This is a genomic window from Alcaligenes aquatilis (assembly GCF_003076515.1).
GTDB lineage: Bacteria > Pseudomonadota > Gammaproteobacteria > Burkholderiales > Burkholderiaceae_B > Alcaligenes > Alcaligenes aquatilis.
The window spans coordinates 2,856,227-2,878,714 of record NZ_CP022390.1 but is presented as its reverse complement, the minus strand read 5'-3'; the positions used below and the strand labels follow the sequence as shown (position 1 = coordinate 2,878,714).

Annotated in this window: 17 protein-coding genes, 1 tRNA gene and 1 riboswitch; of the genes, 8 read left to right on the top strand and 10 right to left on the bottom strand. The window is 58.0% G+C overall.

The window, feature by feature from the left end:
- Positions 1-7: 7 nt before the first annotated feature.
- The 3 genes from CA948_RS13180 to CA948_RS13170 all read right to left on the bottom strand — a co-directional run bounded on the left by CA948_RS13180 (position 8) and on the right by CA948_RS13170 (position 6,691).
- Positions 8-4,741, bottom strand: coding sequence for a glutamate synthase-related protein (locus CA948_RS13180; RefSeq protein WP_108728769.1), 4,734 nt, complete (start codon positions 4,739-4,741; stop codon positions 8-10).
- Positions 4,742-4,961: 220 nt separating this feature from the next.
- A complete protein-coding gene (locus CA948_RS13175) occupies positions 4,962-5,705 on the bottom strand; it encodes an enoyl-CoA hydratase/isomerase family protein (RefSeq protein ID WP_108728238.1) in 744 nt (247 codons plus the stop codon).
- Positions 5,706-5,719: 14 nt separating this feature from the next.
- Positions 5,720-6,691: an NAD(P)H-dependent flavin oxidoreductase gene (locus CA948_RS13170; RefSeq protein WP_108728237.1), complete on the bottom strand. Its 972-nt coding sequence runs from the start codon at positions 6,689-6,691 to the stop codon at positions 5,720-5,722.
- A gap of 245 nt (positions 6,692-6,936) precedes the next feature.
- On the opposite strand from CA948_RS13170, the gene CA948_RS13165 reads away from it, so the two are divergent.
- Together CA948_RS13165 and CA948_RS13160 are read left to right on the top strand one after the other, a co-directional pair.
- Positions 6,937-8,169 (top strand): CaiB/BaiF CoA transferase family protein, encoded by a 1,233-nt coding sequence (locus CA948_RS13165; protein ID WP_108728236.1) that lies wholly within the window; start codon positions 6,937-6,939, stop codon positions 8,167-8,169.
- A 31-nt stretch (positions 8,170-8,200) separates the two neighbouring features.
- Positions 8,201-9,736 (top strand): 3-hydroxyacyl-CoA dehydrogenase, encoded by a 1,536-nt coding sequence (locus CA948_RS13160; protein WP_108728235.1) that lies wholly within the window; start codon positions 8,201-8,203, stop codon positions 9,734-9,736.
- Positions 9,737-9,987: 251 nt separating this feature from the next.
- Here the strand turns inward: CA948_RS13160 and CA948_RS13155 are convergent, their stop codons facing one another.
- Positions 9,988-10,878, bottom strand: a complete 891-nt coding sequence (locus CA948_RS13155; protein WP_108728234.1) for a c-type cytochrome — start codon at positions 10,876-10,878, stop codon at positions 9,988-9,990.
- Positions 10,879-11,121: 243 nt separating this feature from the next.
- Between CA948_RS13155 and CA948_RS13150 the strand changes: the two genes are divergently transcribed.
- Positions 11,122-11,196, top strand: a tRNA-Arg gene (locus CA948_RS13150).
- A gap of 429 nt (positions 11,197-11,625) precedes the next feature.
- On the opposite strand, the gene CA948_RS13145 is transcribed toward CA948_RS13150, so the two are convergent.
- From CA948_RS13145 to gshA, 3 genes are all read right to left on the bottom strand, one after another.
- A complete protein-coding gene (locus tag CA948_RS13145) occupies positions 11,626-12,402 on the bottom strand; it encodes a class I SAM-dependent methyltransferase (RefSeq protein ID WP_108728233.1) in 777 nt (258 codons plus the stop codon).
- The gene (locus CA948_RS13140) at positions 12,399-14,471 is read right to left on the bottom strand and encodes a TonB-dependent receptor domain-containing protein (protein WP_108728232.1); all 2,073 of its coding nucleotides are present in this window, start codon (positions 14,469-14,471) and stop codon (positions 12,399-12,401) included. Before CA948_RS13140 ends, CA948_RS13145 begins: the two co-directional genes overlap by 4 nt.
- A 278-nt stretch (positions 14,472-14,749) precedes the next feature.
- A complete protein-coding gene (gshA, locus tag CA948_RS13135; protein WP_108728231.1) occupies positions 14,750-16,333 on the bottom strand; it encodes a glutamate--cysteine ligase in 1,584 nt (527 codons plus the stop codon).
- A 194-nt stretch (positions 16,334-16,527) separates the two neighbouring features.
- Here gshA and CA948_RS13130 point away from each other — a divergent pair, with 194 nt between their 5' ends.
- Positions 16,528-17,058 (top strand): hypothetical protein, encoded by a 531-nt coding sequence (locus tag CA948_RS13130; RefSeq protein WP_094195440.1) that lies wholly within the window; start codon positions 16,528-16,530, stop codon positions 17,056-17,058.
- On the opposite strand, the gene CA948_RS17865 is transcribed toward CA948_RS13130, so the two are convergent.
- A complete protein-coding gene (locus CA948_RS17865) occupies positions 16,988-17,263 on the bottom strand; it encodes a response regulator transcription factor (RefSeq protein ID WP_108728768.1) in 276 nt (91 codons plus the stop codon). The genes CA948_RS13130 and CA948_RS17865 overlap by 71 nt on opposite strands.
- Positions 17,264-17,466: 203 nt before the next feature.
- Positions 17,467-17,545, top strand: a riboswitch (SAM riboswitch).
- Here CA948_RS17865 and metX point away from each other — a divergent pair.
- From metX to CA948_RS13105, 4 genes are all read left to right on the top strand, one after another.
- Positions 17,535-18,779, top strand: a complete 1,245-nt coding sequence (gene metX / locus CA948_RS13120) for a homoserine O-succinyltransferase MetX (RefSeq protein WP_108728230.1) — start codon at positions 17,535-17,537, stop codon at positions 18,777-18,779. (Overlaps the previous riboswitch by 11 nt.)
- On the top strand, positions 18,776-19,405 hold the full coding sequence (gene metW, locus CA948_RS13115; protein ID WP_094195442.1) for a methionine biosynthesis protein MetW: 630 nt from the start codon (positions 18,776-18,778) through the stop codon (positions 19,403-19,405). The genes metX and metW overlap by 4 nt, the downstream gene beginning before the upstream one ends.
- A gap of 17 nt (positions 19,406-19,422) precedes the next feature.
- Positions 19,423-20,652 carry a muropeptide transporter gene (locus CA948_RS13110; RefSeq protein ID WP_108728229.1) on the top strand — a complete coding sequence of 410 codons (1,230 nt, stop codon included), beginning with the start codon at positions 19,423-19,425 and terminating at the stop codon, positions 20,650-20,652.
- 8 nt (positions 20,653-20,660) lie between these two features.
- A complete protein-coding gene (locus CA948_RS13105; RefSeq protein ID WP_094195444.1) occupies positions 20,661-21,278 on the top strand; it encodes a trimeric intracellular cation channel family protein in 618 nt (205 codons plus the stop codon).
- A 21-nt stretch (positions 21,279-21,299) separates the two neighbouring features.
- Here CA948_RS13105 and CA948_RS13100 read toward each other — a convergent pair whose 3' ends face one another.
- On the bottom strand, positions 21,300-22,034 hold the full coding sequence (locus CA948_RS13100; RefSeq protein WP_108728228.1) for an LrgB family protein: 735 nt from the start codon (positions 22,032-22,034) through the stop codon (positions 21,300-21,302).
- The gene (locus tag CA948_RS13095) at positions 22,034-22,384 is read right to left on the bottom strand and encodes a CidA/LrgA family protein (protein WP_108728227.1); all 351 of its coding nucleotides are present in this window, start codon (positions 22,382-22,384) and stop codon (positions 22,034-22,036) included. The genes CA948_RS13100 and CA948_RS13095 overlap by 1 nt, the downstream gene beginning before the upstream one ends.
- Positions 22,385-22,488: the final 104 nt, after the last annotated feature.

Below are 22,488 nucleotides of genomic sequence, written 5' to 3'. Positions count from 1 at the left end.
GAAGGGTTCAGGCCGAAGCCGAACGGCGGGTTTTACTGCTTTTGGGTGCGGCCTTGCCTGCCTGTGGACCTTGCCACAATTCGCTCAGTGCACGGCGGTACTCGCGTGGAATGACTTTGACGAATTGCGCGCGGGCGCTGTCCCAGTCTTTCAGGAGCTCGCGGGCCTGGAAGCTGCCCGTGGCCTTGAAGTGCTCCTGAACCAGGGTGTGCAAGATGGCTTCGTCGGTCTGGCGTTCGCCTCCGGCAGTACGGCTGTGCCATTGCGCCATGCTGCTGTTCATCTCTTGCTCGGCCTTGCTCAGTACAGGCTCCAGATCCACCATGCCAGGGTTGCAGCGCAGTTGCAGGCGACGTTGGGGATCCCACACATAGGCCACGCCACCGGACATGCCAGCGGCAAAGTTGCGGCCAATTTCACCCAGCACCACGACGGTGCCGCCGGTCATGTATTCGCAACCGTGGTCGCCTACGCCTTCCACGACTGCACTGGCTCCGGAGTTCCGTACGGCAAAACGTTCACCGGCCACGCCGTTGAAATAGGCGGAACCTGCCAAGGCACCATAAAGTACGGTATTGCCCACGATGATGTGGTCCGGGCCGTAGCCACGGAAGTCGTTGGGTGAGCGCACGATAATGCGGCCACCGGACAAACCTTTACCCACGTAATCATTGGCTTCGCCCACTAGGTCCAGGGTGATGCCCTGAGCCAGGAAAGCGCCAAAGCTTTGGCCTGCCGTGCCTTTGCATTGAATGTGCAGGCTGTCGTCAGGCAGACCTTGATGACCGTATTTTTTGGTGAATACGCCCGAGAGCATGGCGCCGATGCTGCGGTTTCGATTGCGTACGGGGGTAATGAAAGACAGCGGGGTGCCTTGGTTCAGAGTGACGGCGCTGCGCTCGATCAGTTGACGATCCAGTGTGTGATCCAGGTCATGATCCTGGGTAGCGATCTGACGTGGCGACTCGTCGTTATCAACTTTGTGCAGCAGGCGTGAAAAATCCAGACCCTGGGCTTTCCAGTGCTCAATGCCACTGCGCATATCCAGCCAGTCGCTGCGACCGATCAGATCGTCAAAATGACGCACGCCCAGCTTGGCCATCAGCTCACGCACCTCTTCGGCAACGAAGAAGAAGTAGTTCACTACGTGCTCGGGCTTGCCCTTGAACTTGCGGCGCAGCACGGGATCCTGGGTGGCAACGCCAACGGGACAGGTGTTCAGATGGCATTTGCGCATCATGATGCAGCCTTCCACGACCAGCGGGGCGGTAGCAAAGCCAAACTCATCTGCGCCCAGCAAGGCACCGATCACAACATCGCGGCCGGTTTTCATCTGGCCGTCGGCCTGTACGCGGATGCGGCTGCGCAAGCGGTTCAGCAACAGGGTCTGCTGGGTTTCAGCCAGGCCCAGTTCCCATGGGGTGCCGGCATGCTTGATGGAGGACAGGGGCGAGGCACCGGTGCCGCCGTCGTGACCAGCAATCACAATGTGATCGGCCTTGGCTTTGGCCACACCGGCAGCCACGGTGCCCACACCGACTTTGGACACCAGCTTGACGGAGATATCCGCCTGCGGGTTCACGTTCTTCAGGTCGTGAATCAACTGGGCCAAATCTTCGATGGAGTAAATGTCGTGGTGGGGTGGGGGCGAAATCAGGCCCACACCGGGCACGGAGTAACGCAGCTTGGCGATGTACTCGGACACTTTGTGGCCGGGCAACTGGCCGCCTTCGCCGGGCTTGGCTCCTTGTGCCATTTTGATCTGGATTTGATCAGCACTGCACAGGTATTGGGCCGACACGCCAAAGCGGCCGGACGCAACCTGCTTGATACGGGAGCGCAGCGAGTCATTCTCTTGCAGGTCGATGTTGGCAAACACGCGATCCTGGCCCAGGACGCTGGCCAAGGTGTCACCCTTGCGGATGGCGCTTTTACCGTGCTTCATTTCATGCTGATAGCGCAACTCGTCCTCGCCGCCTTCGCCGGTATTGGACTTGCCGCCAATCCGGTTCATGGCCACGGCCAGTACGGCATGGGCCTCAGTCGAAATCGAACCCAGTGACATGGCGCCCGTTGCAAAGCGTTTGACGATTTCGCTGGCGGGTTCCACTTCGTCCAGGGGGATGGCCTGGGCCGGGTCCAGACGCAGCTCGAACAAGCCACGCAGGGTCATGTGACGGCGGCTTTGCTCGTTGATGAGCTGAGCGTATTCCTTGTAGGTGCTGTAGTTTTGGCTACGGGTGGCGTGTTGCAGCTTGGCAATGGAGTCGGCTGTCCACATATGGTCTTCGCCACGCACACGCACTGCGTATTCGCCACCAGCTTCCAGATGGTTCTCCAGAACGGGATCTTTGCTGTAGGCGGCGCGATGCTGGCGCAGTGCCTCTTCGGCCACGGTGAAGATATCAATCCCTTCCACCGGACAGGCGGTGCCCACAAAGTACTTGTCCACCAGCGAGCGTGACAGGCCGATGGTCTCGAAAATCTGTGCGCCGGTGTAGGACATGTAGGTGGAGATGCCCATTTTGGACATGACCTTGTACAAGCCCTTGTTGATGGCCTTGATGTAGTGGCTCTCGGCTAGGGATGCATCAATCTGGTTGATGGGGTCCTGGGCCAGGTGTTGCAGGCTCTCAAAAGCCAGCCAGGGGTGCATGGCTTCGGCACCGTATGCACCCAGCAGCGCAAAGTGATGCACTTCGCGGGCCGAGCCGGTTTCCACGACCAGACCAGTGCGGGTACGCAGACCATTGCGGATCAGATGTTGGTGAATGGCCGAGGTCGCCAGCAGGGCGGGAATGGCCACATGCTCGGCATCGCAACGGCGATCGGTCAGGATCAGGATGTTGTAGCCATCTCGTACGGCATCCGCCGCACGGGCGCACAGGGCGGCCACGCTGGCCTCAATGCCTTCCGGTCCCCAGGCGCTGGGGTAGACGATGTCCAGTTCCTGGCTGCGGAACTTGTCATTGCTGGCGGCATCAATGCGGCGGATCTGGCTCATGTCAGCCGGGCTTAACACAGGCTGGGACACTTCCAGACGCAGCGGTGGGTTGACGTTGTTGATGTCCAGCAAATTGGGTTTGGGGCCAATAAAGGACACCAGCGACATCACCATCTGCTCGCGAATCGGGTCGATCGGCGGGTTGGTGACCTGGGCAAACAGCTGGCGAAAGTAGTTGTAGAAGGGCTTGGATTTGTCGGACAGCACGGCCAAAGGCGCATCGTTGCCCATGGAGCCGGTTGCCTCTTCACCCTTGCTGGCCATGGGCTGCAGCACGACTTTGATGTCTTCCTGAGTCCAGCCAAAGGCTTGTTGCTGATCCAGCAGGTCACGGGTCGCCAATTGGGGGCGTACGCCTGGCACGCTGGGCAGGGAGTCCAGGCGCAAGCGCAGGCGTTCAATCCACTGCTTGTAAGGGTGGGTATTGGCCAGTTGGGACTTGATCTCGGCATCGTCAATGATGCGGCCTTGCTCCAGGTCGATCAGCAGCATCTTGCCGGGCTGCAGACGCCATTTCTTGACAATGCGGTGCTCGGGAATAGGAAGCGTACCGGCCTCGGAGGCCAGCACAATCATATCGTCGTCCGTGATGACATAGCGGGCTGGACGCAGGCCGTTACGGTCCAGCAGAGCACCGATTTGAATGCCATCGGTAAAGGCGATGGCAGCCGGGCCATCCCAGGGTTCCATCTGGGCTGCGTAGTACTCGTAGAAGGCGCGACGGCTCTCGTCCATCTCGGCGTGCTGTTCCCAGGCCTCGGGCATCATGATCATCATGGCGTGAGGCAGGGAGTAGCCGGCCATCACCAGCAATTCCAGACAGTTGTCGAAGGTGGCCGTATCGGACTGGCCTTCGTACACGATAGGGTAGAGTTTTTGCAGATCCGAGCCCAGCACGGCCGATTCCATGGCACCTTCACGGGCGCGCAGCCAGTTGAAGTTCCCCTGTACGGTGTTGATCTCGCCGTTGTGGGCGATCAGACGGTAAGGGTGGGCCAGAGGCCAGGCGGGGAAGGTGTTGGTGGAAAAGCGCTGGTGCACCAGGGCCAGGGCGGAACAGGCACGCGGGTCGGCCAGATCGCGGTAGTAGCGGCCTACCTGGTCCGCCAGTAGCAGACCTTTGTAGACGATGGTCCGCACGGAGGCCGAAGTCACAAAGTATTCCTGTCCGTGGGCCAGATCCATGCGGTAGATAGCGTGGCTGGCGGTCTTGCGGATCACGTACAGCTTGCGTTCCAGCGCGTCGGGCACCATCACATCCGGGCCACGACCAATGAACAACTGGCGAATGACCGGCTCGTTGGCCTTGACGGTGGGGGACATGGGCATGGTGCTGTCTACGGGCACATCGCGCCAGCCCAGCATGTGCTGGCCTTCGGCTCGTACGGCACGCTCCAGCTCCTGTTCACAGGCCAGGCGGGAAGCTGTTTCCTTGGGCAGAAACACCATGGCCACGCCGTACTCGCCGGGGGGAGGCAGGGTCACGCCCTGGGCGGCCATTTCTTCGCGGTAAAGCTGGTCGGGGATCTGGATCAGAATGCCCGCACCGTCACCCATCAAGGGGTCTGCGCCTACAGCGCCGCGGTGATCGAGGTTTTCCAGAATTTTGAGGCCTTGGGTAATGATGGCGTGGCTCGCCTGGCCTTTGATGTGTGCGATAAATCCGACGCCGCAGGCGTCGTGTTCATTAGCGGGAAGGTACAAGCCTTGCGCTTGGGGGGGACAGGAGTGTGTCATGGGCGTATCCGCAAAGAACGTGTTAAAGCGGTGCATTTGTTGCAGCGCAAAAAATAAAATACAGCGATTTTTTTTTTATACGCAAGAATTTTTTGCGAATACGGCAAAAAAAAATTAGGGACCTGCTCTCACAGGCCCCTTATAACCCGTCTGAACCGGGTGCAGTGTGGCAAGATCGCTGCACATGTAGGTTTGCGTAGAAATCAGGCCACTAGAGCGGCTATTTGTCGCTGCGGTTCTGGCTCATTTGTCCCAGAATTTGCAGGGCTTCGTCGCCTTCCAGCAGTTTGGAAAACAGTTTGCGTTCGCGCTCCAGGACTTCCAGCAAAACCTCGCGCTGGGGTTCACGGAGCAAACGCTTGCTGGTACGCAAGGCAATGGGAGGCTGCTCGGACAGCGCATGAGCGCAGGCACGGGCCGCTTCCAGACTATTGCCGTGGTCGGTCAGTTCGGTGAGCAGGCCGTCCTGCATGGCTTGCTCGGCACTGAACGCCTGCGAGAGCAGCAGCCATTCGTTGGCACGGCGTGGCCCCACATACTGGGCCAGCAGATGGCTGGAGGCACCTTCCGGGCACAGGCCCAGTGCCGTGAAGGGCATGCGTAAACGCGCGTCACGGGCCGCATACACAAAGTCCGCATGCAGCAGTAAGGTCACGCCAATACCGACTGCATGGCCTTCTACCGCCACGATCAAGGGGATGTCGGCTTTGACCAGACTGCGCAGGAACTTGATCGGCGGGGGCATGTCGTTGTTGCGCACATTGGACAGCTCGGAGATATCGTTGCCGGCACAGAAATGCTCGCCCGCGCCGGTCAGAATCAGGGCACGATATTTCTGGTTCTGATCGGCCTGGTCGATGATGTCGGCCAGCTCTTCGTACATGGGGCTGGTCAAGGCATTGCGTCGTTCCGGCCGATCCAGAATGACTTCCAGCCAATGACCTGCGTCATGAGTCCGTATCATGGGAGGCTCCTCGTTCAGGCAAAAGGGGAGGCCAGCAGCGCTGCTTTGGCTTCCTGGTATTCGCGATGCAATCGAGCAACGATGTCGGCAGTTGGCTCTATGGAATCAATGCCACCAATGCCTTGGCCAGCGCCCCAGATATCGCGCCAAGCCTTGCTCAGACCAGAGCCAAAGGCGGTGTCGGCCGCTTTCTCGCTATCGAGCTTGTCCGGGTCCAGACCAGCAGCGCGGATACTGTCCTTCAGATAATTGCCGGGGATACCGGTAAACAATGGGGTGTAGACAATATCGGCAGCACGGCCCTTGACGATCATGTTCTTGTAATCGTCCGAGGCATTGGCTTCGGTACTGGCAATGAAGCGCGTGCCAATGTAGGCCATGTCGGCCCCCATGGCCTGGGCGGCCAGAATGTCGCGGCCACGGCTCATGGCACCCGACAGGGCAATTGGACCATCAAAAATCTGACGGATTTCGTTGACCAGCACAAAGGGGCTCAAGGTACCGGCATGGCCGCCGGCACCCGCAGCCACCACGATCAGGCCGTCGACACCGGCTTCCAGGGCTTTTTCGGCGTGACGCAAGGTGGTGACATCGTGGAAAACCTTGCCGCCCCAGGCGTGCACATGCGGCACAATATCCTGTGGGGCGCGCAGGCTGGTAATCACCAGCGGCACCTTGTGGTCAGCGCACACCCGCAGGTCCTGTTCCAGGCGGTCGTTGGACTGATGAATGATGTGATTGATGGCGTAGGGGGCAATACGGCGCTCGGGATGGCGTTCGCGCAGTTCGGCCAGGGTGTCGTCGATCTGGTCCAGCCAGTCCTTGAGCTTTTCCTGGGGGCGGGCGTTCAAGGCGGGGACAGAACCGATAATGCCGCTGGCGCATTGCGCAATCACCAGGGCCGGGTTCGAGACAATGAACATGGGTGCTGCCATCACAGGCAGGGTCATAGATTGATAAAGCTGCTGCGTTAATGCCGATGGCATAAGGTCGGTCTCCTATTATCGAAAGATGTGCCCCGCCTCTTGAAGGGGTGGGGTCCTGCAAGGAAGATCTGCCGCTGATAATCTATCGTCACCTATTCTAGGACGGTTTATCGTCGCCCGGCCTGGTGCGTTGCACAAATTCCTCCGGGCCCGAAAATGACCATGGTTTGAGCACTTTTTCTGTCCATAGGCCGGACTAAGAAGACGTAGTGCACAATACGCGACTTGAAGGATTTTTGTTTGCTATGACCACGACTGAACGAAAAGCACCCTTGGCGGGATTACGTGTTCTGGACTTGACGCGCGTGCTGGCAGGACCCTGGTGTACCCAAAACCTGGCTGATTTGGGGGCGGAGGTCATCAAGGTGGAACGCCCCGGGGCCGGAGACGATACCCGTGGTTGGGGGCCACCGTATCTACAGGATGGTCACAGAGCGGACACGGAAGATGCGGCCTATTTTGGGGCTGCCAACCGTAATAAAGAGTCCATCACCCTGGATATAGGCACTGCACAAGGCGCAGAAGTGGTGCGGCAACTGGTCAGGCGCTGCGATATTCTGGTGGAAAATTTCAAGGTCGGTGGCTTGAAAAAGTACGGGCTGGACTATGAAAGTCTGCAAGCCATCAACCCAGCCCTGATTTACTGTTCGATTACCGGATTTGGCCAGACGGGCCCCTATGCAAGTCGGCCAGGATATGACTTCATGATCCAGGGGCTTGGGGGCTTGATGTCCCTGACAGGTGAGCCCGGTGGCGAACCGCAAAAAGCGGGTGTGGCCGTGGCCGATGTCATGACAGGCATGTACGCCACGGTGGCTGTACTGGCCGCGGTGGTGGAGCGCCATCGCAGTGGTCTGGGGCAGCATCTGGATATTGCTCTGCTGGATTGTCAGGTGGCCATGATGGCTAACCAGAACATGAATTATTTGTGCACCGGGCAGGCTCCGCAGCGGCCCGGTAATGCGCATCAAAATCTGGTGCCCTATCAGGTCTTTGAGGCCAGTGACGGGCATTTGATTGTGGCGGTGGGCAACGATGCCCAGTTTCGCAGTTTTGCGCAGGAGCTGGGCCATCCCGAGTGGGCGGATGACCCCCGTTTTGCGCGCAATGCCGGACGTGTCATGCACCGGGACGAGCTGGTGCCCATGCTGGCGCAGGTCATGCAGAGCCGGACCCGCGATAGCTGGTTGCAGGCGCTGGAAGCCGTGGGTATACCCGCCGGCCCCATCAATACGATGGAACAGGTTTATCAGGACCCACAGGTGCTGGCGCGCGGCTTGCGACTGCACTTGCCGACCGGGCAGGGGGGGAGCGTACCTTCGGTAGCCAGTCCTTTACGTTTGTCGGCCACGCCGGTGCAGTATCGCAGTGCGCCCCCGCGTCTGGGAGAGCACACCCGCGAGGTCCTGGCGCGAGTGCTGGAGCTGTCGCCCGACAAGGTAGAGGCCCTGGTGTCCGGCTCCGTGGAACAGGCTTAATTTTTATTGCTTTTCGATCAGGTTGTGAATCATGAAACAGATACAAACCATCGCTATTGTTGGCGCAGGCGCTATGGGGCGGGGCATTGCCCAGATTGCCGCCCAGGCTGGCAAGCAGGTCTTGCTCTATGACCTGAATGCAGACTCGGTCAAGGCGGCCTTGACGGATGTACACGCCGTCTGGAGCCGTTTGCAGGAAAAAGGCCGCATGACGGCTGAACAGGTGGATGCGGCCAAAGCATGCTTGCAGACCGCCAGCGATCTGCAAGCCTTGGCCCCTGCTGATCTGGTCGTGGAAGCCATTGTGGAACGTCTGGACGTCAAGCAAGGCTTGCTGCAGCAGTTGGAAGAGATCGTGTCGGCCGATTGCGTGTTGGCCTCCAATACGTCCTCGCTGTCCATTACCGCCATTGCCCAAGCCTGCCGCCACCCTGAACGCGTGGCTGGCTATCACTTCTTCAACCCCGTGCCCCTGATGAAAGTGGTTGAGGTTATTGATGGCTTGCGCACATCGCCCGAAGTGGGGGATGCCCTGATGCAAGTGTCGCGTGATATGGGCCACACGCCTGTGCGCGCCAAGGACATGCCCGGTTTTATCGTGAATCACGCCGGTCGTGGCATGAATATCGAGGGTCTGAAAATCGCACAGGAATGTGTGGCACCTTTCTACCAGATCGACGCCATCATGCGCGAACAAGCTGGTTTCCGCATGGGCCCCTTTGAGCTGCTGGATCTGACCGCGCTGGATGTGTCTCACCCGGTGATGGAGTCCATTTACCGCCAGTTCTATGATGAGCCTCGCTTCCGTCCTTCGCCCATCACGGCAGTGCGTCACGCGGGCAAGCTGTTTGGTCGCAAGAATGGTGAAGGCTTTTATAAGTATGAAGATGGTAAGAAGCAGGTTCCTCAAGAGCCTGTCGTTCCTGCTGTGGTCTCCTTTGCGCCCGTGTGGGTCTCGCCTTACCACGAGCAAGGCCAGGCTCGCGCTTTGCAATTGCTAAGTGAGCTGGGTGTGAACGTGGTGGAAGGCGATCAGCCACCTGCTGATGCTCTGATTCTATTGACGCCTTACGGTGAAGACGTGGCAACTTTGGTGTCCCTGCACGGCCTGGACCCTGCACGCACCGTGGCGCTGGATACCTTGTTTGGTCTGGAAAAAGGCCGTCGCCGTGTGCTGATGTGCTCGGCGGCGACCACACCAGAATGGCGCGATCAAGCCTGGGCCATGTTGGCCAGCGATGGTACGGCTGTCAGCGTGATCGAGGACTCCGCCGGTTTTGTGGCCCAGCGTTTGGTGGCCACCATCGTGAACATCGCCAGCGATATCGCTCAGCAGCAGATTGCGACACCGTCGGATATCGACGCTGCCGTGCGCCTGGGTCTGGGTTACCCGCACAATGGTCCGCTGTCCATGGGCGATGCCGTTGGTTCGCGTGATTTGCTGGATGTGCTCAATACCTTGCAGGCCGTGACAGGCGACATGCGCTACCGCGCCAGTCCTTGGCTGCAACGCCGTGTCCAACTGGGTATGTCCTTGACAGCCTTGGCGCAGTGCAAGGCGCAGTAAGGCGTCTCAGATTGCTTTTCTGGACGCTTTATGGGGCTTTATAAAGCGTTCTAGAGGCAGAGCCGTCAACAAGGCGATGAGTAAGCCTGAGTTCGGGATGACACCGGACCCAGGCTTTTTTATTGGCGGAAGGGGCTGTTTCTGTATCGCTTCTTTGTCGACAGGTTCAGGCAAAGAAAAAGCCCGATGAGTATTCATCGGGCTTTTTGTATTTGCAGGCCCTGTGCCAGGACAGAGCCTTGATGCAATGCTTACTTGGCGGCGTTAACCATGTGTTGGATAGCAGCGCGAAGTTCGTCGTCAGAGGCTTGCGAACCGCCGCGTGGAGGCATGGCGCCGACACCGTGGATCGCTTTCTGAAGCATGGTATCCATACCGGATTCGATATAGGGCTTCCAGGCAGCTTGATCACCAAACTTGGGTGCACCGGCGACACCGGCAGCATGACAGGCAAAGCAAATGGTGTCGTACAGTTTGATACCTGCCGGGTCGACTTTGCTGTCGTCAGCGGCAGCCGTTTGTGTTGCGGCAGGGGCATCCGTGGCAGGGGCCTCGGCGGGTTGGGTATCTGCAGCAGCAGCGGCTTCAGGTTTGGCGTCGGCTTGCTCACCTTCCGGGGCAGGCGCTTCGGGCTCTTTGAAGTCAGCGCCAGCTGCGTTGGCCATGTAAACAACGGCACGGGCCACTTCGATATCGTCCAGTGACGGGTTGCCGCCCTTGGCTGGCATGCCTCGAATGCCGTGAATGGCGTTCTTGATCAGCTCGTCCTGGCCCAGTTTGAGTAGCTCGCCCCAGGCTGCTTGATCGCCAAACTTGGGCGCACCGGCCACACCGGTGCCGTGACAGGCGGTACAGGTGGTTTCGTATACTTGCTGACCCGTCTTCAGCTCTTTGACGGCATTGGCGTCAACCAGTTTGAAACCGGCAACAGGCTGAATGCGGGCTGCAATAGCTTCAGGGGAAAGGGCGGCGGAGCCAGCACCTGCACCCATGGTGGAGGTAACCAGGCTGACCAGCATGACAATAATCGCGATGGGCACCAAGAAAGCCAGAGCCACGGTCACAAGCAATTGTTTAGGGGTTTTGATCATGGCTGAGTGACCCTCGTTGTGTTCTTCGGGTTTTTGTTCCGTGTTGCTCATTATCGGATCCTGCGAGTTCGTACAAGAAATGACGGGAGGGCCTTTGACGGCCACCAATAAAGGCTTGCGCCTACCTAATGGGTGTGCGCAAGGACGTGTCTACCAAGCCACCGACCCGGATCGCGCAACCATGGATTATAGCGGAGTGTATCGCTCTTGTATCTGACTCTTGATTTGGCACACTCATAATTGCCCAATAGATGCTGAAAAAAACTCCAAACTCGCGCTACAATAGTGAGCTTGGCGTCCGTAGTTCAATGGATAGAATTAGGGTTTCCGAAGCCCTCGATACAGGTTCGATTCCTGTCGGACGCGCCAGATTTCCTTGTTTATACGGCCCTTTAAGGCCGTTCTTCAAGGTCTGGTGTGAATTTCCAGTTATAACGCGTCGTAATGCAAGCAGCTGTGGCTGCTTTTTTTGTGTCTGCTGTTTGCCAAAATACGGTTCCAAGAAAGATCCGGATGAAGTCGGCTAACTATTGATCTCGATCATTTGACCTAGGGCAAAACGGGTAATATTCATTTGTATGTTTGTGTTCAGCCTTTGCCTGGAGGCGGGGCAAGGTGTTCTCAGGTCAACCAGCTAGGGATGATGTCTGAAACAAGCAGGGCAGTGCCTGATAAAAATACGGAACCAGGCGGTGCTTCGGGGGCCTTGCTGCGACACGGTGTGGAGCAGTGGTGTATTGAAAAAGATAAAGGGGCCTTGTCAGCCCCTTTATCTTTTTCCTGTGTCGCTTTCTGGTTTTAAATAGCTTCGGCACAAATCACATAGTCATGACCATGACGCAGACCTCCCAAGGTCTGGTTTAAGGCCAGAGCTTGCTTGCGCAAGGCTTGAACATGCTCGGACAAAGCCATGGCCAAGTTGCGGTCTTTCAGACGGCGCAAACGCCCGTCACACATATCCAGTTGACCGTGGATAAAGCTGTCGCCGTAACGAATGCCAAAGCGTTGTGCATCCACACAACGGTAGCCGGATTGCCGCAAATGACGCAGTACCCAGTCCATCGGGTACTCGCGATACGGGCGCTCGCCGGCCAGCAGCAAGCAGGCATCGCGCAAGCGGCCTATTTCCACAATCAGTTTGCCCGCCGGGTCCGCGCTGCTATAGGGCACGTAGGGCTCCAGACCAATAATGTAGAGACGCTGGCCGGTCAGCGGTCGCAAGCGGCTGAATAACTGGTCCTGGGTGTAAGGCGCAAAACCATCGATAGCACCCAGCAAGTAGTCGGCCAGGACCGTATCAAAACGCTCACCTTGCAGAAATTCCGGGTCGCTCCAATTGCCCACCAGCAGGCGGTCTTCGGGGCGCTTTTGCTCCCCCAGCTCGCGGGTGACTTGTTCGGCCATGCCGGGGGAGGCCGTAATGGCCGTCCAGCGTTCTGTCTCCAGCGTTAGTAACCAGCGCAGTGACCCTTTGCCGGTGCCTGCATCCAGAAAGTTGCCCCAGGGACGGTCGCCCTGCATGTCGGCCACGATCTGGTAGAGACGGCTACCGGTGTGTAGGGCGGTCTTGCTCAAAATTCCACCTGTATCCCAGCCAGAATGTTGCGTCCCATCAAGGGGGCCTGACGGGCAATAAAGGAGGTATGGCGGTAGGCCAACTTGTTCAGCAAGTTATTTCCTCTCAGGTACAGGGTGTAGGTGTTCTGATCCATATGCAGGCGGTAGCTTAAACCCATGCTGAGCAAACCGTAGGAGGGCGAGCCTTCTTCATGTTCAGCGACGCGGTTTTGGGCGAAGGTATGGGTGTAACCCACAAAACCGGACCAGTTCTGCCAGTTCACATCTGTACGAATACCCAGGCGGGCGGCAGGCATACGTGGCAGGTTGCGGCCGGGATCTTGAAGTTTACCGCGTACCAGATCGCCATACACGCTGACCGAGGCCCAGGAAGTGACAGGGTAGGAGGCTTCTGCTTCCAGGCCCCAGAACTGGGCCTTGTCCTGGCTGTATTGAATGAGCTGGAAGTCTTCGTGACGGTCCAGGCTGCGGCCATAAATGTAGTTTGAGCTGCGGGTGTAGAAGGTACGCAGATCAAAGCGCAGATCGCCCAGGTGTTTTTGCAGGCCCAGATCAACCGTATGGCTGGTCTCACGATCCAGGTTCGGATCACCGCGCTCATAGCTGAGCGTGGCAAAGTGTACGCCTTTGGCGAACAGTTCCTGAGCAGTGGGCAGACGTTGCGAGCGGGAGATGGACAGGCTGGCGGCGTATTCAGGGGCAAAGTCCCAGACGGTACCTAGGGAGAAGGAGGTAGCCGTGCCTTTGCGGCGTTCCAGCTTTTGCGAGTCAGGAGAGACGGTTTGCCACTCCTGGCGCGCGCCCAGCTCCAGGCGCCAATCGTCCCAGTTCACGCTTTCCAGGAGGAACAAGCCCTGGCTGCGAGTCCGGGTGGGCGGGATGAAGTTTTCCGTGCCGTCGCGGGAAGCAAAATCAGACTGGCTGGTTTGCAGGCCGATAACGCCTTCAAAGGGGCCCCAAGGATTGTGTTCCAGCTCCAGGCGGGTGTCGTAGCCGCGATTGGTAAAGCGGGTGCCCGCTATATCCCCATCTTTTTCGACGTGCTGATAGTCGGTGGCCCCGGCGCGCAGGCGAGCACGCTTGAAGCCGGGTAAAGGATCACGCAGTTCGCCGCGTATATCAAAACGCTCGGTGCGCAGGTGAGCCGTGGCTGAATGATCATGGTCATGATCGTGTCCGTGTCCGTGTCCCTGTCCGTGTCCGTGATCGTGATCATGGCCGTGGTCATGACCATGGCCGCCACAATGCAGGGTGGCACCGTGTGGGTGGCAGTCCTCATATTCATGGCTGTGACCGGGCAAGCCGTAGCTGCCCTCGCGGTAAGAGTACGCCGCGCCTATGTAGCCACGGTCGCCAATAAAGGACAGGCCGATGCTGCCAGTATCTGTGCTGGAGTCCGAGTCCTTGACACGGCTGTCGGTCCAGTTGGGGACACGATAGTCGCGGCTGCGGTGTGAGGCACCTTCGACGTGCAAGGCGATATTGCCTTCGCCTGCTGTCATTTCCACTGCGCCGATCCTGCCACGGTCAGCGGTGGAACCCTGAGCGCGCACCGAACCTTCAAACCCCTTTTCGGGGATGGCCGTGGGGATTTTGCGGTCCAATACGTTGACGACACCGCCAATGGCACCACCGCCGTACAGCAGGGCTGATGGGCCGCGTAGCACCTCAATGCGGTCTGCCTGCCAGGTGTCGACCGTGATGGTGTGGTCGGGCGAGATGGCCGATGCGTCCATGACCTCTGCGCCATCGCTCAGGACTTTGACGCGGGGCGCGGTCTGACCACGAATGACGGGGCGGCTGGCACCGCTACCGAAGCTGTCTACATGAATGCCGACCTCACCGTCCAGCAGTTCACCCAAGGTGCTGCTGCGGCGCAAATCCAGTTTGGGGCCTTGCAGGACCGTGCTGGCGGTGGCCAGCTCGGTTTGTCGCAAGGCCAGGGGGCTGGCGGAAATTCGGATAGGGGCCAGCTCAGGGACAGGTTCTTCAAGTTCATTGGCTTGGGCAGAGGCACACAAAAGCAGCGCCAGAGCAAGTGGCAAGGGACGGGGTTGGAAACGCATCTCATCTTCCGGTTTGTTAATTTTCGGATGTTATAACATAACAATAGTTTTTCAAAATAGAGGGAAAAACTTTTTGAGGGAAGGGGAAAAGAGAGCTTGCCGGGTGTGTGGCTCAATGTGGACCCGGTCTCCCATTCGTGTGCAGGAGACGGTCAAGAAAAGCCCCCACGCGGCGCCTTCGGCTTGTTGCCGACCGAGGGGGGGTGCCGCCGAGCCGTGGGGCGGCCCGGCGGCAAAAAAAAACCGCCCTTGCGGGCGGCATTGCATCACGATGGGGTTTAACTGTTTTCCACTGCAGGAGGAATCAGGTTGCGTTCGTAGCGATGGACGTAGTCCTCAAAAGACTCCTGATCTTGCGCTTCGATATCAATCTGGGCTTGCACAGACTCTTTAGCCTGTTGCTCGAAGGCGGCTTGCTTGGCGGCAGACAAAGGGTGGGCCAGCAAGGTTTCGTGATGCTCGCGGCTGCGTCGTAATGCGTAGTCGTGAAAGCTCAGGCCTGTGTCACGCAAACGGCTCAGTACCTGGGCCGAAGGCGTTAGTGTTGGGTCTTCCAGTTTGCGAATTTGGGCTTGTACCGCTTCGGTGTGACCTTGGGTATTCAGGGCCTGATCCAGCATTTGTGCGTAGGGCAGCAGAGATTCCAGAATCTCGTGGCCCCAGTCTTGCAGGCTGACGCTTTCCTTTTGCTGATTGGTCAGCATCAGGCCGGGGCGACGGCCTTCGCGCACGACAGTTGCAAAGTTGTTCTTGCTGTCCTGGCAGTAACCGCCGTCCGGGAAGAAGGGACTGTCTTGTACGGTACAGAACAGCAGGAAGGTATCCAGGAAGCGGCAGGTTTGCTCGGAAATACCGGTAGGCGATTCCGGGTCGATATCCAGGCAGCGTACTTCAATATATTCCACACCGCGTTGGGCCAGGGCGGTCGCCGGGCGCTCGCTGCGCTGGGTCGTGCGCTTGGGGCGAATGCTGGAGTAGTACTCGTTTTCAATCTGCAGAATATGGGTGTTGAGCTGAATCCACTCGCCATCGCGGTGGATGCCCAGCTTTTCGTAATCCGGCCAAGGGGTGACGGCAGCGTGATACATGCGCATCACAAAGGTGTCCAGGTCGTTATAGCAAAGCTGGAGTTCGGCCTGGGCTTCCTTGTTGTGATAGCCCAGATCGCTCATGCGCAGGCTGGTCGCCCAGGGCATGGTCAGTGTGTCGTCGTCGATCTTGTCCAGATTGTTGCTGCGTCCTTGCAGGAAGTTCGCATCCAGTACGGGTGAGGCGCCAAACAAGTACATCAGTAGCCAGGAGTAGCGCGTGAAGTTGCGGATCAGCGCCAGATACCCATTGGAGCGTTGATCTTGCAAATTGTCGCCACAGACATTTAACAAGGGCCAGATGTCATCAGGCAGGGAGAAGTTGTAATGCACCCCGGCGATACATTGCATGGGCTTGCCGTAGCGCTCGGCCAGACCACGGCGGTACACATGCTTGAGCATGCCCGTGTTGGACGTGCCGTACCAGGCAATGGCAATATCCTTTTCGGCGGGCAGCAGCGCAGGCATGGACTGGTTCCAGATCATTTCCTGATCCAGCTTGCCAGCCACAAACGTGTGAATGTCAGTCAGTTCCTGGAGCACGTCCTCGACTCGGGCTTGCGGCTCGGTAATCAGCTCCAGCAGGGCCTCGGCGTAGTCGGTTGTGATGTGACCGTTGGTCAGGGCAGACCCAATGGCTTTGGGGTGGGGGGTCGCTGCCAATTGGCCCAGCGCATCGACGCGCAGTCCTTCTTTTTCGATGCCGCGCAAGATTCCCTGCAAAATCTCGGGATTCTGTTGCAAGGCAAGGCGGCGTTCGTGGCTGGTGTTCATGGTGGTGTTTCCCACTTTCGAAATCGGGTGCAAGATACGGGACTGTTCAAAGGGGCCTGGCCCCGTCTATAAATAGTAGTCCGACCACACTTGCTTTGTTAAGTTGCGCCAAAAGGCGTATCGGGCAGGGCGAGTATAAGGCGGCTGTTCAGCCAGCCGATGAAAAGCATGAAACGGGATACGGGATTAGCACCATGATGATCAGGCGCATTATTGCGATACTGGCGGCCTTCTTGACTTTGGCCGCCTGCAGTCCGGAGTTTAACTGGCGCAAGGTTCAGCTTGAACACACTGGCCTGTCGGCCATGTTGCCCGGTAAGCCCACCACCAGCCACCGATTGCTGGATTTCGAGCAGTATCAACTGGATTTTTACCTGACTACCGCCACGGCGGGTGGACAAAGCTACACAGTGGGTCATGTGATTTTGCCCAAGGAGCTGCAACAGGACGATACCGCCCGCCAACGCTTGTACGAGGCGCTGCATGACTCTTTGCGCGGAAAATTCATACCGGATGGGCAGGTCAGCGAGAAAAGCCAGATACAACTGCCACCACCAGGCCAGGTGTTTTTCATGACGCGCGATGTGGGGGGCGTCGCCTTGCGGCTGGAGGCCATGATCCGTATGGAGCCAGGCTGGATAGTGCAGGGCTTTGTTATGACGGATTCCGGTAAGGCTCCGGATGCGGCTCAGGCAAAGGTTTTCTTTGACGGCTTAGCTCGCTAGCTGGATCGCCGCTGATCAGGCGCTGTTGCAAGGCCAGGGTAATGGCCGCTTGGCGGCTGTAGACCCCAAGCTTGGCGTAGGCGTTCTGGAAGTGAAAGTTGATCGTGCGCTCAGTAATGCCCAAGATGATGCTGATTTCCCAGCTGGTCTTGCCATGGGCAGCCCAGTTCAGGCAGGACTGTTCGCGTGAAGTTAAATGCGTCACGGTAAAGCCATTCCTCATGCATTCGTGGTAAACGTCGGGCCAATGTACTCAAATTTAGCTTAGCTGGCAGACAAATGTGCATGAAAATAATGATGTAAATCAAAGCATTGTCTTTTCTCTGACGCTACCGTTGCCCAGAGTTCTGAATCGATCCCGGCTGGTCGATTTGGACGCCGCGCCGCAGCGATGCTAGAATTTTATCTTATACGTTTTGCGCCGATTTGCCTGATCCGCTTGCGGGCGCTCCATAAATCCAGCTAAAGAGGTCCTGATGGCCACTGATTCCGTCCCTAGCGCCGACACTGGCGCCCTTAGCCCATCCTGCGGTTTGATCCCCGAAGGTTCGGTGGGCCCCGTACAAGCCGAACTCATCGCCTTTGATGAACCCCTGCATCTGCGCAGCGGGCAAGTGCTGCCCAGCTACGAGCTGGCAGTCGAAACCTACGGCACCCTTAACGATGAACGCAGCAATGCGGTATTGGTGTGCCATGCACTCAATGCCTCGCACCACGTGGCCGGGTATTACGACGACGATCCCAAAAGCATAGGCTGGTGGGACAATATGGTCGGCCCCGGCAAAGCAGTGGATACCGATCGTTTCTTTGTCATCGGCGTCAACAATATCGGCTCCTGCTTTGGCTCGACCGGCCCGTCCAGCATCAATCCTGCTACTGGCAAACCTTGGGGCTCTGAGTTTCCCGTTCTGACGGTAGAAGACTGGGTTCGTGCCCAGGCCCGCTTGGCCGACTACTTTGGCATCCGCAAGTTTGCTGCCGTCATGGGGGGCTCATTGGGTGGCATGCAGGCCCTGAGCTGGGCCATCAGTTGTCCCGAGCGTGTGGAGAACTGTGTGGTTATTGCCAGCACCTCGCGCCTGTCGGCCCAGAACATTGCCTTTAACGAAGTGGCCCGCAGCGCCATTTTGTCCGACCCGCAGTTTCACGGTGGTAATTACTACGAGCATGGTGTGGTGCCTAAAGCGGGTCTGGGTGTTGCCCGCATGGTGGGTCATATCACCTATTTGTCTGACACCGTGATGGCCGAAAAATTTGGCCGCAATCAGCGTGCGCCGGCCCAAGGCGGCGAATACCACTACAACTACGGCGTGGAATTCGAGGTCGAATCCTATTTGCGCTATCAAGGCGAGAAGTTCTCGCGTTACTTTGACGCCAATACCTACCTGATTATCACCCGTGCGCTGGATTACTTTGATCCTTCGCGCCAGTCTCAGGGGGACCTGGTCAAGGCACTGGAACATGTGTTGGCCAAGTTCTTGCTGGTGTCCTTCACCACGGACTGGCGTTTCTCGCCCGAGTGCTCGCGCGAAATCGTGCAGGCCCTGCTGCGCAATCAGCGCCAGGTAACGTATGCTGAAATCGATGCCCCGCACGGGCACGACGCTTTTTTGCTGGAAGACCCTCGTTATCATGCCGTTGTGCAGGGATACTATGACCAGATCGCCGCTAATTTGGGCTTGCCTGCGCGCACGCGCACGACAGGGGTGCTGGCAGAATGACTAAGCCGCAAACACAGGTGGATGATGTCATGTTAAGACCGGATTTGCTGCGCATTGCGCAGTGGATTGAGCCAGGCTCGCGTGTGCTGGATCTGGGCTGTAACGATGGCACTTTGCTGGCGCATCTGCGCGATACGCGCCAGGTCGTTGGCACAGGCGTAGAGCTGAACGACCAGTTCGTGATCGCTTCGGTGCGTCGTGGCGTCAATGTCATTCAGCAGGACTTGGAAGAGGGTCTGGCGCTATTTAGCGATCAGCAGTTTGACACCGTTGTGCTGTCCAAAACCTTACAGTCCATGCACCATACCGAGCACATCCTGCGCGAGATGGCGCGGGTGGCGCGGTATGGTATCGTCTCGTTTCCTAACTTCGGTTATTGGCCGCATGGCTGGAGCATTTTGCGCGGACGCATGCCGGTCACCGGCGAAATGCCTTACCAGTGGTACAACACGCCCAACATCCATTTGTGCACCATGAAAGACTTTCAAGATCTGGCCCAGGCGGTGGGGGTACGTATTCTTGATCGTGCCGCATTCAATGGTCGCGACACGGTGCGCTTTTTGCCGGGCTGGCGCAGTACTTTGGCCATGTATCGTTTCGAGTCTCCCCACTTTCTTGCTGCTTAGCGCTAATAAGGCCTGACGTGTCACGTGTCTATACCAGTCCCCGAGTCTTGCCTTTGCTGATTCTGGGGTTTGCCAGCGGCCTGCCTCTGGCCCTGGTTTCAGGCACCTTGCAGGCCTGGGCGACGGTTGAAAATGTTTCGCTGACCGAGATCGGTTTTCTGACGCTGGTCGGCTCGGCCTATACGCTGAAGTTTCTGTGGGCCCCCCTGATTGACCGCTATGCACCACCGTTCATGGGGCGCAGGCGTGGCTGGATATTGTTGACCCAATTGCTGCTGGCCGCCTCGATTGCGGCCATGGGTTTGTTTTCTCCTTCCGTAAACCTGACTGCGTTGGCCTTGCTGGCCGTATGGGTGGCCTTTTTGTCAGCGACGCAGGACATTGCGTTCGATGCCTATTGCACCGATGTGCTGCAAGCGCAGGAGCGGGCGGCGGGGGCGGCGGTCAAGGTCATGGGTTACCGCATCGCCATGATCGTCTCCGGTGGTCTGGCCTTGATTCTGGCGGATCGCTGGTTGGGCTGGTCCAATACCTATTTTCTGATGGGTGGTTTCATGGCACTGTGTGCGCTGGTGACCTTGATTTCACCAGAACCACAGGAACAGAGCCGTCCGCCCCGTAGCTTGTCTGAGGCGGTCGTGGCACCGTTGGCAGATTTTTTCTCGCGCCCTGGTGCCTGGAGTATTCTGGCGCTGATTGTGCTCTACAAGCTGGGCGATGCCTTTGCCGGTGCCTTGTCCACCACCTTTTTGATTCGTGCGGCCGGTTTTACGCTGTCCGAGGTTGGCACGATCAACAAGGTGTTTGGTCTGGCGGCGACGGTGGTTGGGGCCTTGATGGGCGGGGCAATCATGGCTCGTCTGGGTCTGTACCGGGCCTTGATGATCTTTGGTGTGTTGCAGGCTGTCTCCAACCTGGGTTATTGGTGGATTGCGATTGAAACCGCGCCATCCATGTGGCTGATGGGCATGGTGGTCGGTCTGGAAAATCTGTGCGGCGGTCTAGGCACAGCAGCCTTTGTCGCTTTGCTGATGGCCCTGTGCAATCGGACTTATTCCGCCACTCAATTTGCACTTCTGTCGGCCTTGTCGGCAGTGGGGCGTACGTATCTGGCTGGGCCTTTGACACCTGTACTGGTCGAATCCCTGGGCTGGCCGGGCTTTTTTATTTGTACCGTCTTTATTGCTGTGCCTGGCTTGCTGATGCTGCGTTGCTATCGGGGGCTTCTTCAACAGCTTGATGCTTAAAAAATATCATGCTCTTACTTGTTCTCTACATTATTGCCATCACCGCCGAAGCCATGACTGCGGCGCTGGCCGCAGGCCGTCGCGACATGGATTGGGTGGGTGTGTGCACCATCGCTTGTGTCACCGCTTTGGGTGGCGGCTCGGTGCGGGACGTGCTGTTGGGGCATTACCCGCTGACCTGGGTGCAGCATCCTGAATATCTGTGGATTACGGCAGGTGCGGCTATCCTTACGGCTTTGATCGCCCCTATCATGCGGCGCTTACACAGCCTGTTCCTGCTGCTCGACGCCATGGGGCTGGTGGTCTTTACCGTGATTGGCTGCCAGATTGCGCTGGAGATGAAGCTGCCGATTACGGTGGTGCTGCTCAGCGGCATGATTACCGGTTGTGCAGGTGGTGTCTTGCGTGACATCTTGTGCAATGACATCCCCTTGCTGCTACGCAAGGAGATGTATGCCAGTGTATCCATGCTGACTGGCGCTTTGTATTTGGGTGCCCAGCATCTGGATTGGAACCCGTATGTCACCCTGTTGGGCCCCATGATTATCGGTCTGGGTTTCCGTATGCTGGCTTTGCACCGCAATTGGCAGATGCCCCGTTTCGTCTATCGAGACGAGTGGCGCTAGAGCCAGGCTGTCCCGCCTGGCTCAGGCCACACCTAACCAGCGCAAGATAATAGGAACAAAGGGCACCAACACGGCGGTCATGATCCCGTTCAGACTCAGGCCAATGGCAGAGAACGCCCCAATCGTTTCATGAACCTGCAAGGCGCGGGCGGTGCCGATGGCGTGTGCCGTCACGCCCACAGCAAAGCCACGGGCTTCGGGGCGATCAATTCGCAGCACGTTCAGCAGCGGGCGCGCCATAATGGTGCCCGCGATCCCAGTAATGGCAACAGCGACAGCCGCCAAGGAAGGTTGCCCGTCAAATTGTTCTGCCAAAGCCATGGCAATTGGCATGGTGGCCGAGCGCGGTGCCACCGACATGATGGTTTCAAACGAGCCACCCAAGGCCCAGGCAATCAGCACCGTACTGAAAATAGCGGTCACCGAGCCAATCAGCAGGGCAATGGTTAGCGGCTTCCAGATCTTGCGCAACTGACGCAGCTGGTTGTAGAGCGGCACAGCCAGGGCAACCGTGGCAGGGCCAATCAGAAAGTGAATGAACTTGGCCCCTTCAAAATAGACGGGGTAGGGCGTGCGGGTCAGCAAGAGCAGGGACACAATCACCAGAACCGAGACCAGAATCGGCAGCAAGAACGGGCTACTGCCTGATTTGCGGTACATCCAGACCGAGCCTGCGTAGACCGAGCAGGTCAAGGTCAGCCACAGCAGGGGCGAACTGGACAGAAAGACCCAGATTTGAAAAAGTCCGTCCGTCATTACTCTTTTTCCTGGTGGTTTTTAAGCAGACGATTGAGCACCAAGGCTGTGACCACCATGGTGATGACGGTGCCGCCCAAGGTGGCGATCAAAAAGGGCTGCCACTCCTGGGCCACTCGATCAAAATACAACATCACGCCGGTCACGGCGGGGATAAATAGCAGCATCAGGTTCTGTAGCATGACACTGGCTGTGCTCTCCAACGAGGCCGGTACGCCGCCACGAATCAGCAAGGCTGCAGCTAGAAGCAGCATGCCTGCCAAAGGCCCTGGCAGCGGCAAAGATAGTGTCTGCACCAGAATTTCGCCGATTAACTGAAAGGCGAAAAGGGCAGTAATCGCGTAGATCATGAGAGAGTCCGTAAAGGCAACGAAAACGCCAGGCGGTAAGCCTGGCGCGGGTAAAAGGTCTGGCTAAGGGTGCTAGTGTGCCATACAAGACAGTCAGGCAGTAA

What these genes read in the sequence shown, in the direction of transcription:
- CA948_RS13130 (WP_094195440.1), top strand. Translation starts at nt 16,528, where the DNA reads ATGATGATCAGGCGCATTATTGCGATACTGGCGGCCTTCTTGACTTTG.
- CA948_RS13170 (WP_108728237.1), bottom strand. Translation starts at nt 6,691, where the DNA reads ATGCCATCGGCATTAACGCAGCAGCTTTATCAATCTATGACCCTGCCT.
- CA948_RS13100 (WP_108728228.1), bottom strand. Translation starts at nt 22,034, where the DNA reads ATGACGGACGGACTTTTTCAAATCTGGGTCTTTCTGTCCAGTTCGCCC.
- metW (WP_094195442.1), top strand. Translation starts at nt 18,776, where the DNA reads ATGACTAAGCCGCAAACACAGGTGGATGATGTCATGTTAAGACCGGAT.
- CA948_RS13175 (WP_108728238.1), bottom strand. Translation starts at nt 5,705, where the DNA reads ATGATACGGACTCATGACGCAGGTCATTGGCTGGAAGTCATTCTGGAT.
- CA948_RS13165 (WP_108728236.1), top strand. Translation starts at nt 6,937, where the DNA reads ATGACCACGACTGAACGAAAAGCACCCTTGGCGGGATTACGTGTTCTG.
- gshA (WP_108728231.1), bottom strand. Translation starts at nt 16,333, where the DNA reads ATGAACACCAGCCACGAACGCCGCCTTGCCTTGCAACAGAATCCCGAG.
- CA948_RS13155 (WP_108728234.1), bottom strand. Translation starts at nt 10,878, where the DNA reads ATGAGCAACACGGAACAAAAACCCGAAGAACACAACGAGGGTCACTCA.
- CA948_RS13160 (WP_108728235.1), top strand. Translation starts at nt 8,201, where the DNA reads ATGAAACAGATACAAACCATCGCTATTGTTGGCGCAGGCGCTATGGGG.
- CA948_RS13180 (WP_108728769.1), bottom strand. Translation starts at nt 4,741, where the DNA reads ATGACACACTCCTGTCCCCCCCAAGCGCAAGGCTTGTACCTTCCCGCT.
- CA948_RS13140 (WP_108728232.1), bottom strand. Translation starts at nt 14,471, where the DNA reads ATGCGTTTCCAACCCCGTCCCTTGCCACTTGCTCTGGCGCTGCTTTTG.
- CA948_RS13095 (WP_108728227.1), bottom strand. Translation starts at nt 22,384, where the DNA reads ATGATCTACGCGATTACTGCCCTTTTCGCCTTTCAGTTAATCGGCGAA.
- CA948_RS13105 (WP_094195444.1), top strand. Translation starts at nt 20,661, where the DNA reads ATGCTCTTACTTGTTCTCTACATTATTGCCATCACCGCCGAAGCCATG.
- metX (WP_108728230.1), top strand. Translation starts at nt 17,535, where the DNA reads ATGGCCACTGATTCCGTCCCTAGCGCCGACACTGGCGCCCTTAGCCCA.